Genomic DNA, 12,572 nt, shown 5'->3' with positions numbered 1-12,572 from the left:
GAGATGAACGTTTCGTTGAATATCGCTACAGATCCACGACCCATTCCTGAAGGTGCTAGCATCTACTCACGTAAAGTAGCGAGAAGCGGACATATCTCGTACGAGGGTCGTCCTTACTTTATCAGTAAAAATTTGGCGGGCCAGTACATTCGATTCATGGTAATTGAGGGCCGCTTGATTGTTGATGCGGCTATCCCGCTACACAAAGAATATCCGCTATGCTAACCAGTGCATAGCGCGGATAATACACACTTACACACACATAAAGGAGATATGATGGAGCAACATAGTTTGCAAAATTCTCAACCCCTATCGCAGGCAGAAATACAGGCTCGCAAACAGGGAAAACTTCCTTTTCAGGATCTCGATACGTCCACGCCCAATATTAATGAGGTCGAAAAAGAAGCTGAACACATGGGTCATTTTGATCCAGCTAAAACGTTAAACGCACGGGCTGCGGTTAAAATAGATGTCAAAAATACAGACTTCTTCTATGGTTCCAAGCAAGCCCTGTATGATGTCTCATTACCAATTCTGAACCGCCAGGTAACCGCCTTAATTGGCCCATCTGGCTGTGGTAAATCGACTTTCTTGCGTACATTGAATCGTATGAATGATCTAATTCCAGGTACTAAGGTTACCGGGCAGGCCATATTCGACGACTTCAATATTTATGAAAAGAAAACCGATGTGGTGCTGCTAAGACAGCGCATTGGTATGGTCTTCCAGCGTGCCAATCCTTTTCCAAAATCTATTTTTGACAATGTCGCTTATGGTCTGCGCGTTCAGGGTAAATCCAGGAAAGTTATTGAGGAGCGCGTGGAGTATAGTCTGCGTGGCGCGGCCCTCTGGGAGGAAGTGAAAGATCGCTTGCATACCTCGGCCCTGGGACTTTCGGGTGGTCAGCAGCAACGGCTTTGCATAGCGCGTGCGCTGGCTGTCGAGCCAGAAGTGCTATTGATGGATGAGCCTTGTTCGGCCCTGGACCCGATTGCCACTCTGAAAATTGAGGAGCTGATTACAGAGCTTGTAAAAGAGTATACTATTGTTATAGTGACACACAATATGCAACAGGCAGCGCGTGTTTCACACTATACGGGCTTCTTTCTGAGCGGCAAATTAATTGAGTATGCGCCTACGGTTCAACTCTTTGCACGGCCCGAACGGAAAGAAACAGAGGATTACATCAGCGGCCGTTTCGGCTAGGCATTGAGGCGGGGGAGCTCCTGTGGTACGAAAAATATTGGTTGTCGATGATGAGGCGGTTCTACTCGATACCATCTCTTATAACCTGGAACAAGCTGGCTACCAGGTAACGAAGGCGGCAGATGGTTTGAGTGCGTTGGATGCGGCCCGCACGGAGACTCCCGACCTGGTGATTCTGGATATTATGTTGCCTGGCATCGATGGCCTGGAGGTATGCCGCCAGCTGCGACGTGAGCGCCTGACAGCGGTGGTCCCTATTATTATGTTGACGGCTAAAGGCGACGAGATCGATAAGGTGGTGGGGCTGGAAGTAGGGGCGGATGACTATATGACCAAACCCTTTGGGCGGCGCGAACTGCTGGCACGGGTGCGTGCCCTGTTGCGTCGCGCTGATTATCCAATCACTAATAGTGGCAATCAGGATACTACCAATAACAGACAGGAAAGCCTTCCCCGGCGCAAGGATTTACATTCAGGGGATCTCTCCATCGATCAGGCCGGACGCAGGGTGACGAACCGTGGGCAGAATATTGAACTACAACCCAAACAATTCGATCTGCTCACCTACCTGGTCCGCAATCGCGGTACCGTCTTAACACGCGATCAACTACTACATCACGTCTGGGGCTACGACTATGCTGGAGATACCCGTACAGTGGATGTACATATTCGCTGGCTACGCGAAAAATTAGAAGAAGAAGCCGCCAACCCCAAATTAATCCAGACCGTACGTGGCGTAGGCTATGTATTTCGCGGCTAAGTATTCGGGCTCTCCGCCCTTTGGGGGAAAGCGGGGTGCAGAGGCGGCAGCCCTGACGGAGCACGAGGCATCCTCGCAACCCTCCCTCTCCGTCCTTCCTCCAATACCGTTGAAATACGAAGAATTGGAGATCAGAAACATAGGATTGGAGCCTGCTCCTTTTTACCCTCCCTACACAAAAAATCAACAATAATAACGAATTGCATAGATTCGGCCCTCAGCGGCCGATTGCCGCCCTCCGCAGAGCCGGCGGCCCCGTATCCTAGCGATATGGTGCCTCCTGGCATGGCCTTTCCCTTCACGCGGTGCCCAAAAGCAGCGTCGGTGTTTGGGCACCGCGTGGGCCGAGGTGTAGGTTCGGCCCTCAGCGGCCGATTGCCGCCCTCCGCAGAGCCGGCGGCCCTGTATCCCAGCGATAGGGTGCCTCCTGGCATGTCCCTTTCCTTCACGCGGTACCCAAAAGCAGCGTCGGTGTTTGGGCACCGCGTGGGCCGAGGTGTAGGTTCGGCCCTCAGCGGCCGATTGCCGCCCTCCGCAGAGCCGGCGGCCCTGTATCCAGCGATAGGGTGCCTCCTGGCATGTCCCTTTCCTTCACGCGGTACCCAAAAGCAGCGTCGGTGTTTGGGCACCGCGTGGGCCGAGGTATAGGTTCGGCCCTCAGCGGCCGATTGCCGCCCTCCGCAGAGCCGGCGGCCCTGTATCCCAGCGATAGGGTGCCTCCTGGCATGTCCCTTTCCTTCACGCGGTACCCAAAAGCAGCGTCGGTGTTTGGGCACCGCGTGGGCCGAAGTTCCTGAGACAAGCGACCATATGGTGAGGATACCGGGCCGCCCTACCGGGGCGGCAATCGGCCGCTGAGGGCCGAACCTATACGATTCTCTTTTCTTGCTGCCTGGTTGCTCAATGAACGGAATGGGGGCTTGTCCTCATCCAGGTGGAATTTTAGGTTTTAAATATTCTCTTGCATAATTTTGTTACTATATATCTACTATATTATATATATTATATCCTCTTTTGTGAAAGAAGATATGCTTATTTCACATTAAAAACATTAGATAAAGATTAGAATTTTGAATATACTCATGCATGCAATTGACTTTTAGCTGCATTATTTTTTATACTAATTAATGTGTTTACTGCCCTTGTTGATATACAAGTATCAATGTTATTTCCATCAATAAATAACCTGATTAGACTTATAGTGTATATATCGAAATTAGTATCACATTTAGTTATCACTATTAAACAAGAGTTCCAGGAGAATGAAGATGTCAAAAACAACCCTTTCTAAGCGCCCGATTGTAATCACTATGATTGCTGTTCTGACACTTGTTCTATCTGTAATCTATTTATTTTTTCAGGAATTACTATTGTCATCATAAGTCAACGATATTTGACTGGACATATAAATACCGTTACACCTGCACAATTCAAGCTCACACTAAACATTTTTATTGGTCTATTTGGGCTTATCATCTCTCTCGGCCTTTTCAGTCTAAAAAAATGGGCTTATTGGACAGAACTTATTCTGCTTAGCTTAGCATTATTAACGGCTATTTTTACTGTCACTTTTCAAATATCTTCCAGTTCCGATTGGATACAAATCATATGGAGTTCTCTCATGCTTGCGTATGTCATATTCAGCAAAAAAGTAAAAAAAGCATTTTTCGGTTGATGGACACAACAAAAAGCACGAATTGTATGTGCGGGCCTTGCCCGCACATACAATTCGTGCTTTTTGAGCTTTTCCTATCATCTTCGCCTTAAATGAGGTGTATTGCATTCAAAGCCAACCCGGATGTGTGCGCTGACTATGCGCACGCACGTACTGGTTTTATTAACGCTCTAACCTGGTCTCAGCCAGCGCCTGCAACAACTTCTGGTATACCACATCCAAATGTTCAGGCATCACCTTAACATCTCCAATTACCGGCATAAAATTCGTATCCCCATTCCAACGCGGTACGATATGGTAATGAATATGTTCAGCAAAACCAGCACCAGCCACCTTCCCCATATTGATGCCCATATTAAAGCCATCGGGCTTCATCGCAGCCTTAAGGGCGCGGATAGCCCATTGCGCCTGAGACATCATATCAGCCAGTGTCTCCGCGCTTAGCAGATCCAGGGCGCCGATATGCTCATAAGGGGCGACCATCAGATGTCCATTATTATATGGATACAGATTGAGCATCATAAAGCAGTGCTCGCCTCGATGAAGAATATGATACTTCGCATCTTCATGCGCGGCTGGTTGCGTACAAAAAATGCAACCTGGCGGCGGCGGATCTTTCGGTTCGATGAACGCCATGCGCCAGGGTGCCCATAAATTTTCCATTGTATTTCGGCCTCAAATCACGTCGAATAACGTTTTTTCTCCCCCGACCATCATCGCGATAGCCGGGGGAGAAAAAAAAGGGAGTCATGCCCCCAAAGGACTATACAATAGTATCTTATTTCTTTTCAGTTGTATCTGCAAACTGTAATGGATCAACCCATTGCTCAGCCCAGGTATGAATTGCATCCGTTACCGGCTTGAGCGCATAACCTTTCTCCGTGAGTTGATATTCAACGCGCACTGGAATCTGTGGATATACAACCCGCTTAACAATGCCTTCGGTCTCTAATTCGCGCAAGCGATCGCTCAAAACGCGGTCTGATAGCCCATCGACAAGTGCAGTCAATTCACAAAAGCGTCGAGGGCCTTCCATCAGAGCGTTTAATAACAATCCAGTCCAACGCTTACATATCACCTGAACGGCATGCTCATAACGGGACATGAAGTTGCAATGGTTGCTGTTGATATTGTTTGTTCTGTCGGCTTCGTCGCCATAAGTGCTCTGCCTACCATTTCCTATGTATCCCCTCTGGAAGAGGTGACAATAGACATATTGAACGCCAGTATACTATCTCTTAATTTTATGTATTTCCTAGTATACCACGCTTTTCTCTCTAAGGCAAGGATTGTTACGTGTAAAAAGTAAGCCCAGGACTGCCACAAAAATGGTGCTACCTCTGCCGTATCACATTTGCTAAACTCACCACTCACACGATAACATAAAAACAATTGTATACATGACAAGATTGGAGTAAGCCTGGTATGTTGGATGTATCGCTTGAGATGGATATTGATACTTTCCATCTGGATGTGGCTTTTACAACACAATCTGGCCGCACCACAGTTCTGTTGGGTGAAAGTGGCGCTGGCAAAAGTACTATACTACGTTTGCTGGCAGGTCTACAGATGCCACAGAGGGGTCATATCATACTCGATGGTACTACCTACTATGATAGTACGGCACGCATCTCTATCCCGCCCCAGAAGCGTCCATTTGGCTATGTGTTTCAGGACTATATTTTGTTTCCACACCTGACGGTATTTGAAAATGTGGCCTTCGGCTTGCGCGCTCAGCATCTGTCACGCTCAGTGATTCGCAGATCCGTACTCGAGGCCCTTGAGATGGTCCAACTATCCGTGCTGACACAGCGCCTCCCGACCCAGCTCTCGGGAGGACAGCAGCAGCGTGTGGCGATTGCGCGGGCCCTGGCTTTACGTCCACAGTTACTGCTATTGGATGAGCCATTGGCTGCCCTGGACGCCCAGACCCGGCGCGAGGTACGCCAGGAGTTGCGCACAATTCTGCGTGAGGTACAGATTACAACGCTGCTGGTAACCCACCATTATCTGGATGGCTTGCTGTTTGGGGATCAATTGCTGGCGGTCGATCAAGGACGGCTGGTACAGCAGGGAGATCAGCGTGAACTACGTGATTTTCCTCGCTCTTCGTACATTGCCGAATTAGTCGGGGTCAATTTTTTCCGTGGCCAGGTCTTACATGCCGAGAACAATACAACCTGCCTGATTCGCCTGCACCAGGAGACATCCTCCAGCCAACCCAATGAGGTGGTCGCGATGCTCAAAGAGGGGGTTACACAGCCTGCTAATGGAACAGAGATCTTCGTCGTCATCGATCCACGTAGTATTACACTCCACCAGAGACAGCCCGAGGGCTCAGCCCGCAATATCTTTCAGGGCACCATTATGCACATTATCCCCCTGGGGACCAGTACAGGATCTCATGATGGTAAGGTGCGTGTCAGCATTGCACTTAGCCAGACCAATGCTCCGCTGACCGCTGAAGTAACAGAGAATTCGGTCGTCCGAATGGGCTTGCAGGAGGGTCAGACAATTTTTGCCACCTTTAAAGCCAGCGAGGCCAGTGCTTACCTTTAAGCTGTTTTTAGCGCACACAAAAAGCGCGCTAGCATTAAGATGAATACATCTACTTTGCTATATGCGCGCTTGATTATCCAGCGTGCCTATTCGTGAACGGTCTCGCTCTGCCAGTCGCAGCCAGCCGGTAACAGTTTTTTCAAGCTCTCTGCTAATCCATCCAGATCGGTAACATCGTCGCGATAGACGGCCCAGGCCTTGGCTTTCTGATTCGGCTCCGTAACTTTGCGATAGACAATCACGCTAATGCGCTTGCCATTAGGAAAAAATTCCTCTTTGATGCGCGTAATATTTTCCCAGGGCAGATCAATTACTTCGCCGCGACGGCTCTGCTTAACCACTGCCTGCGGCCCAACCGTAATGGTAAAAGGGACAGGCGCAACCAGACGTAAATAATAGACGAAACCCGCAAGAAAAACCACGGCGGCAATGGTACTTCCAATCACAGAAGCATCATTGCGGTTCGCATGTTGATAGACCGCGATCCACAAAACGAGTGCTGTTACCCCAATGAGACCCAGGATAGTCACAACACGCTTGAACAGGCTCAATCCGGGCCCGATAAATACTTGCTCTTGTGCTACTGAAGATGATGCCATGTGATGCTCTCCAAAAAAGTGTAAGCAATTTCCTCTGCGTATTGTAACAATGAGAGACGAATCATGCAACGGAGAGAAAAAAAACCAACCAACATCGGTATAATCCAATACGGAGTCGCACCGATGCTGGTGTGGTTGAAATTAGCGAAAAACGTGGGAGATTTACCAGATGTTTTTGTTAAGGGTAGCTAAAAACTCTGTGTTGTTGCTGGTTTTAGCCATGTGCTGCAGTAATGCTTCAGTTGCCTCCAAACTACTCTTGCCACTCTGTTGATCGGCCAGGGTAGAGAACATGCGACGCATAACTACGATTGAACGGAGTGTCTTATCGTCGAGGAGCAATTCTTCGCGGCGGGTACTGGAGCGAGCGATATCGATGGCGGGGAAGACGCGGCGCTCAGCCAACTTACGATCCAACAACAATTCCATGTTGCCGGTACCCTTAAATTCTTCGTAAATTACGTCGTCCATACGGCTACCAGTATCGACCAGGGCCGTAGCAATAATGGTTAAGCTACCACCTTCTTCGATCTTACGGGCTGCGCCAAAGAAACGCTTGGGCGGGATCAAGGCACTTGGATCTAGACCACCGGAGAGGTACGACCACTGGCTGGACGGCCAGGTTATAGGCGCGGCTCAAACGGGTAATACTATCCAGAAGGATGACCACATCGCGTCCACCTTCAACCAGGCGTTTAGCACGCTCAAGCACCATTTCAGCGACGCGTGTGTGGGCCTCAGTTGGCTCATCAAAGGTCGAACTGATAACTTCGGCCTTCACTGAACGCTTCATGTCAGTGACCTCTTCTGGTCGCTCACCAATCAGCGCAATCATCAAGTGAGTATCGCTATAGTTTTCAGTGATGGAGTTTGCAATGGACTTGAGGAGGAGGGTTTTACCAGCTTTCGGGGGAGAAACAATCAATCCGCGTTGGCCACGTCCGATAGGGGCCACCAGGTTCACCAGCCGCCCGATATATTCGATGGGCCAGTCTCTAGATTAAACATTTCTCGCGGGAAAATCGGCGTCAGGTTGTCAAAATGAGGACGCCGTTTAGCGATCTCCGGGTCAACACCATTGATAGCCTCAACACGCAGGAGTCCGTAGTACTTCTCGTTGTCCTTTGGAGGTCGCACCTGGCCAGAAACCATGTCGCCTGTACGCAATCCAAAGCGGCGAATCTGGGATTGAGAAACATAGACATCCATATTGCCTGGCAGGAAACGCTCCTGGCGCAGGAAGCCAAACCCATCCTCGACAATCTCCAACACGCCAGCGCTAAAGATGTTTCCTTGCTGTTCTGTATTGGCTTGAAGTAGTCTGAAGACGAGGTCTTGTTTCTTGAGGGTGCTGTAACCAGAGAGTTCGAGGTCGCGAGCGATGTCGCGTAACTCTGTAATGGTTTTCGTTTCTAACTCAGCTATGTTCACGTTGTGTAAGGGCGCAGCAGATTCTTGAGGGAAACGCCCTTTCTCCTTTCTGCGGTTGAACCAGGATAGTTAATGGTGGGAAATTTACATATCGGGTCATGTTGAAATATTTACCCTGCTTGAAAGACTTGGATCACAGGTGGCTTTGATGGTTGTTAAGAGGTGCCAGCCTTATGTCAAAGACTTATACTACACACCTTGCCGCAGGCGGGAACCCGCAACAATCTGCTCGGTGTTGTATGTATCTCTGAAGCTAGCTAGAATATACCACAGGCACTAAGGGATGTCAAGTGTGTCACCTGCATCTTCTTCTGTTATATAAAGCAGGGAGAATGCCAGTTATTGTATACCATGCTACTTGCTTCCCCTGGGTGAGAAGCTACTTGTTCCCTGAATACCAGCCCAACCAGCTGCCCGTTGCATATCATAGAATGAATACCAGTAGTTGTCAATCCACTCATTGCAAGAATGCAAGTACGCTCCTAGCTCACGCTGCTCCAGTTCACGATCGACGACTTTGTTGGCATGAGGATGTTTATAGAGTCTGGGTAGCGGTGAGCCAAAACCATGAATGTAGTGCACTAATTCGTGCGCGATGGTGGTAATTAATACATGGTCAGGAACTTGCGGCAGTTGGAGCAGGGTGTTGATGCCGATAAAGGTCATGGTGGCATCCACTGAGAGGCGAATCAGCCCCAGCCTTCCTTTCCAGGGATAACAATAGTCAATGGTAACCTCATTCACCCGTGGAATGTCCGCGAAATAGTTGTGCCAGATCCATTGTAAGTAGTCGCTCAAATGATGCCTATCTGTTGGCTGTAGGTATAAGGCTGCTTCACTTATAAGTATTGAAGGTTGCATCCAGGGACTCCTTCATATAAAAAATACCTATTTATTTGAATAGGTAAGAGATTTTTGGTTTGTAAATTCAGTATACCAACAGCGCTAGCAAAGTTTTTATATGACTATTTTTCAATATGAGAGCAGTTTAAGGAGCAACCTGGAGGGAGAGAAGAGTGATGGGAATTGATATACAAGGGGAGAGGCTGTAGTGGTTGTCAGATAATCAGCACGGACCTTCATTAGCGCATTGATAAGACAAGCATTCCCATGATATCAAAACCCATTAAAATAAGCATCAGGGCCAGGCAAACAAATATGATGCTACGCTGCCAGTTGTGACGCAAGAGCGCTATAACCTGGTCATTTAACAGTGGCTCAGTAACAGGAACTACTGACATGACAGAAACTGCTTCTGAGACAGGGGCAACCGGGCTACGAGGAATACTGTTCAAGCTACCATCACTCAAACGCTTCCATTGGCAGAGGCGATTACTGAGAGCCTCTTCAAAGCCAGCGTAAAGCAGCTCTTCATCAACTGGCTGCTGCTGCGGCAAGGTTACCACAGTCATAGGAGTTGTATCATATTCATCTTCGATAGCAACAGACAGATCACAAACCTCTAAATCTAAATCTGTGATGGGACACAGGGTTGCATTCATGGCCTCTACCTCCTTACTAACTTACTAACATATTCTCTATACGATGAATGATAACGGAAGAAAGACAAAAAGGGAATGGGTCAGATGACATGTTTTGAGCTTATAAGGCTGTGCTTAAGGTAAATCTAATCTGATTTCAAGCAGGATTTAATACTCTGAGAACTAGCTTAAAGGCTAAGCACAACGATAGAGGGTATAAATATAACTACAATGGCCACGCAATCTATAAATACGGAAAGTGCCTGATTGCTCTTTATTATCGGTCCCTGGCCACAAAACTGAAATGCGCAATTACAGCCATGCAAAAAGTCCCGGATCAGTATGCCCAGGATTTCCTTGCGTGTAGTTATGGTAAAATAGAGCCACCGATACTTATCAGGTGTTTGAAACGTATTCTATTTGAAAGGGGGTTACGTGCAAAGTCGTCCTAGAAGACCCCAGTTTGCGTCTCGACCCGAGGGAAGTAGTGCCAATGTTACATCAGCCATCGGCATGGAAGAGACATTTGGCCGCTCCCGCGCTCGCCGCACCTCGCTCTTTACACGTACGGTAATGTGGGTTACTGGACTTGTCTGCGCCGCCCTTTTGCTGGCTACCTTCGCTCAGGCCTGGTCAAATAATCATTTGATGGCCCAGGTGCAACAGGAACAGCAGGTGTTGAAACAGGTCCAGGATAAGCATACACAACTATCCCAGAATGCCAGACACTATCAAGATCCAGCAGTTGTGGAGAGTGAAGCACGTCAACAATTAGGTTATATTCGCCCTGGCGAACATGCGGTTGTCATTATCGATGCCAATAATAAGGGTCAGGGTAAGATCCAACCAACCGCTCCTCCAGCGCCGTCACAGGGCCACTGGCAAGACTGGTGGAAGATCTTTTTTTGATACGGCACATTAGGGAATAGAAGAAAGTCATACAATGGCTTCAATTCCTTGACAGCATATGTATGATGAAAGTATAACGTAAGTATATTTACTGCCTACAAATTACCGCTTTTGGAATAACAAATGAATGCGAAGCGTCAACGTAATGTAATAGCTTACCCTATTATGCAGCTCCAGCATTGGCTGGGGCTTCTTGAGCTTTTACTTAGAAAGGTGCGTTTCGCGAAGTAAATTTTGTACTATCCAAAGCGGAGCGCATACAGCGTTCCGCTTTTCTTTTTTTTATACCTTTTTCAGGTAGGTACGGCTTTGGCTTTGGCTTTCTAAGCACAGGGTGTGAATTATACTTTCTCACTTTTGACAGTTGTTATTCTCCTCTCTTGTGGTATCGATGGTGATCCGCCATTAAGAGTTATGGTTGGCTTTTCTCATTGACCAACCATCAACAGGTCAAACCAGGCCAGACCAGTGGTTATGTGGGGATGGGATACGGTTGATTGCACTTATTAGCAGCATGGGCTACAGCTGCCAGAAAATCTGACCGGGATCACAAAACGCCACCAATGAGCTCGGAACTTTCCCGCAAATGGGAGCAGACCGGAAAATTCATTATGAGTAGGAGTTATTATGAGTACACAGTCTCTGGTGTCGGCACAAACTTCTCTGGCTGAACAATCACCCGCGCATAAGGTGGAATGCTATGTACAAGAGCATTTGAAACGCTACTTACATGAATTGAGCGACCTCTGCGCCATTGACTCTGGAACGGCTTATAAGGCCGGAGTCGATGAAGTAGCACTCTATCTTGCTGGACGTATGCGCGGATTGGATATGGATGTCAATCTGTTTGAGAATGAAAAATGGGGCAATGATGTCTATGGTGTGCTAAAAGGTACAGGTAAGGGCATCATTGTGCTTTTAGGCCATATGGATACGGTCTATCCTATCGGGACGGCGGCCGCGCGGCCTTTACGCGTTGAAAATAATAAGATCTATGGGCCTGGCGTTATCGATATGAAGGGCTGTATTCTCTCTGCGATCTATGCTCTTGAAGCTCTTCAATCTATCAATTATCATGATTTTGCTGAAATTCGCTTTCTATGTGTCTCCGATGAAGAAATTAGTGATCGCCATAGTAAAGAAATTATTCGCCAGGTGTGTAATGGTTGTCATGCAGCCCTGGTGCTGGAAGCGGCCCGCGAAAATGGAGACCTGGTAAGCGCGCGTAAGGGCGGGGCCTGGTATAAGTTACGGGCCTATGGCCATTCAGCGCACGCTGGCGTAGAGCCTGAAAAAGGCTCAAATGCCATCCTGGAGCTGGCGCACCAGGTTGTAAAGCTGCAGGCACTTAATGGCTGGCGCGAGGGTCTGACAATCAATACAGGTCGTATTCATGGTGGCACTGCCACCAATGTAGTGCCCGACTTCGCTGAGGCCTTTATAGATATCCGTTTCGCGCGCACTGAGGATCGCGTGGCTCTGGAGCAACACTGGAATGAGCTACTGCAACAACATCTGATACCAGGAGTCGAGCTGAGCATTGAGATTGACCCCGATGATCGAGATCCGATGGCCTGCACCCCCGAGAATCTACATATGGCGCGGCGAGCACAAGAGATTGCACAGGAACTGGGCTTTGAGGTCCGCCATGCTCCGACAGGAGGAATATCTGACGCCAACTATGCTTCTGGCTTTGGCTATCCCGCTCTGGATGGATTAGGACCGGTAGGTGGCCTGGACCATAGTCCCGATGAGTATATGGAACTGGATAGCGTCGCTCCTCGTACCGCGCTCTTAGCAGGTTTGATCGCTTCAATTGGAACGCGGGCCGAGTAATCAACACTTTGGCGGGACTACCTGCATATCACTTTGATCCCCATTTGCTTTTCTATATTCTTTACAAAGCAGACATAGCAGGTAGCTCTGCAAACATTTTAAGATAGCAAGAAGGC

11 protein-coding genes and 1 pseudogene are annotated in these 12,572 nt (G+C 48.3%); 6 read left to right on the top strand and 6 right to left on the bottom strand.

All coding sequences use genetic code 11. The annotated features are described in order from the left end of the window. The first annotated feature begins 3 nt into the window (after positions 1-3). The 3 genes from EL645_RS14205 (at position 4) to EL645_RS14195 (ending at position 1,966) form a co-directional block, all read left to right on the top strand. Complete coding sequence (locus EL645_RS14205; protein ID WP_126551069.1) at positions 4-225, top strand: hypothetical protein; 222 nt, start codon at positions 4-6, stop codon at positions 223-225. 189 nt (positions 226-414) lie between these two features. Next, positions 415-1,206, top strand: a complete 792-nt coding sequence (pstB, locus tag EL645_RS14200) for a phosphate ABC transporter ATP-binding protein PstB (protein WP_126554182.1) — start codon at positions 415-417, stop codon at positions 1,204-1,206. A 22-nt stretch (positions 1,207-1,228) separates the two neighbouring features. Beyond that, entirely contained in the window at positions 1,229-1,966 is a 738-nt protein-coding gene (locus EL645_RS14195; protein WP_126551067.1) for a response regulator, read from the top strand. A 1,837-nt stretch (positions 1,967-3,803) separates the two neighbouring features. On the opposite strand, the gene EL645_RS14190 is transcribed toward EL645_RS14195, so the two are convergent. Both EL645_RS14190 and EL645_RS14185 read right to left on the bottom strand, forming a co-directional pair. Further along, entirely contained in the window at positions 3,804-4,304 is a 501-nt protein-coding gene (locus EL645_RS14190) for an HIT family protein (RefSeq protein WP_126551065.1), read from the bottom strand. Positions 4,305-4,419: 115 nt separating this feature from the next. Beyond that, positions 4,420-4,746 carry a winged helix-turn-helix transcriptional regulator gene (locus EL645_RS14185; protein WP_126551063.1) on the bottom strand — a complete coding sequence of 109 codons (327 nt, stop codon included), beginning with the start codon at positions 4,744-4,746 and terminating at the stop codon, positions 4,420-4,422. A gap of 320 nt (positions 4,747-5,066) precedes the next feature. On the opposite strand from EL645_RS14185, the gene EL645_RS14180 reads away from it, so the two are divergent. After that, positions 5,067-6,200 carry an ABC transporter ATP-binding protein gene (locus EL645_RS14180; protein WP_126551061.1) on the top strand — a complete coding sequence of 378 codons (1,134 nt, stop codon included), beginning with the start codon at positions 5,067-5,069 and terminating at the stop codon, positions 6,198-6,200. Positions 6,201-6,286: 86 nt separating this feature from the next. Here EL645_RS14180 and EL645_RS14175 read toward each other — a convergent pair whose 3' ends face one another. From EL645_RS14175 to EL645_RS14160, 4 genes and pseudogenes are all read right to left on the bottom strand, one after another. After that, the gene (locus EL645_RS14175) at positions 6,287-6,799 is read right to left on the bottom strand and encodes a hypothetical protein (RefSeq protein ID WP_126551059.1); all 513 of its coding nucleotides are present in this window, start codon (positions 6,797-6,799) and stop codon (positions 6,287-6,289) included. Between the two features lie 162 nt (positions 6,800-6,961). Further along, positions 6,962-8,230, bottom strand: a pseudogene (gene rho / locus EL645_RS14170) (transcription termination factor Rho). A gap of 354 nt (positions 8,231-8,584) precedes the next feature. Beyond that, a complete protein-coding gene (locus EL645_RS14165; RefSeq protein WP_126551057.1) occupies positions 8,585-9,091 on the bottom strand; it encodes a hypothetical protein in 507 nt (168 codons plus the stop codon). Between the two features lie 221 nt (positions 9,092-9,312). Further along, entirely contained in the window at positions 9,313-9,732 is a 420-nt protein-coding gene (locus EL645_RS14160; protein WP_126551055.1) for a hypothetical protein, read from the bottom strand. Between the two features lie 414 nt (positions 9,733-10,146). Between EL645_RS14160 and EL645_RS14155 the strand changes: the two genes are divergently transcribed. Together EL645_RS14155 and EL645_RS14150 are read left to right on the top strand one after the other, a co-directional pair. Next, entirely contained in the window at positions 10,147-10,620 is a 474-nt protein-coding gene (locus EL645_RS14155; protein WP_126551053.1) for an FtsB family cell division protein, read from the top strand. Positions 10,621-11,247: 627 nt separating this feature from the next. Further along, positions 11,248-12,456: a M20 family metallopeptidase gene (locus EL645_RS14150; protein ID WP_126551051.1), complete on the top strand. Its 1,209-nt coding sequence runs from the start codon at positions 11,248-11,250 to the stop codon at positions 12,454-12,456. Positions 12,457-12,572 lie beyond the last annotated feature (116 nt).

The sequence above is a fragment of the Dictyobacter kobayashii genome (genome assembly GCF_003967555.1).
In the GTDB taxonomy this organism is placed as follows: domain Bacteria; phylum Chloroflexota; class Ktedonobacteria; order Ktedonobacterales; family Ktedonobacteraceae; genus Dictyobacter; species Dictyobacter kobayashii.
Note: the sequence above shows the minus strand (reverse complement) of the source record. Positions and strands in the feature narration are given on the sequence as shown.

What these genes read in the sequence shown, in the direction of transcription:
- EL645_RS14190 (WP_126551065.1), bottom strand. Translation starts at nt 4,304, where the DNA reads ATGGAAAATTTATGGGCACCCTGGCGCATGGCGTTCATCGAACCGAAA.
- EL645_RS14165 (WP_126551057.1), bottom strand. Translation starts at nt 9,091, where the DNA reads ATGCAACCTTCAATACTTATAAGTGAAGCAGCCTTATACCTACAGCCA.
- EL645_RS14175 (WP_126551059.1), bottom strand. Translation starts at nt 6,799, where the DNA reads ATGGCATCATCTTCAGTAGCACAAGAGCAAGTATTTATCGGGCCCGGA.
- EL645_RS14185 (WP_126551063.1), bottom strand. Translation starts at nt 4,746, where the DNA reads ATGTCCCGTTATGAGCATGCCGTTCAGGTGATATGTAAGCGTTGGACT.
- EL645_RS14160 (WP_126551055.1), bottom strand. Translation starts at nt 9,732, where the DNA reads ATGAATGCAACCCTGTGTCCCATCACAGATTTAGATTTAGAGGTTTGT.
- EL645_RS14150 (WP_126551051.1), top strand. Translation starts at nt 11,248, where the DNA reads ATGAGTACACAGTCTCTGGTGTCGGCACAAACTTCTCTGGCTGAACAA.
- pstB (WP_126554182.1), top strand. Translation starts at nt 415, where the DNA reads ATGGGTCATTTTGATCCAGCTAAAACGTTAAACGCACGGGCTGCGGTT.
- EL645_RS14205 (WP_126551069.1), top strand. Translation starts at nt 4, where the DNA reads ATGAACGTTTCGTTGAATATCGCTACAGATCCACGACCCATTCCTGAA.
- EL645_RS14180 (WP_126551061.1), top strand. Translation starts at nt 5,067, where the DNA reads ATGTTGGATGTATCGCTTGAGATGGATATTGATACTTTCCATCTGGAT.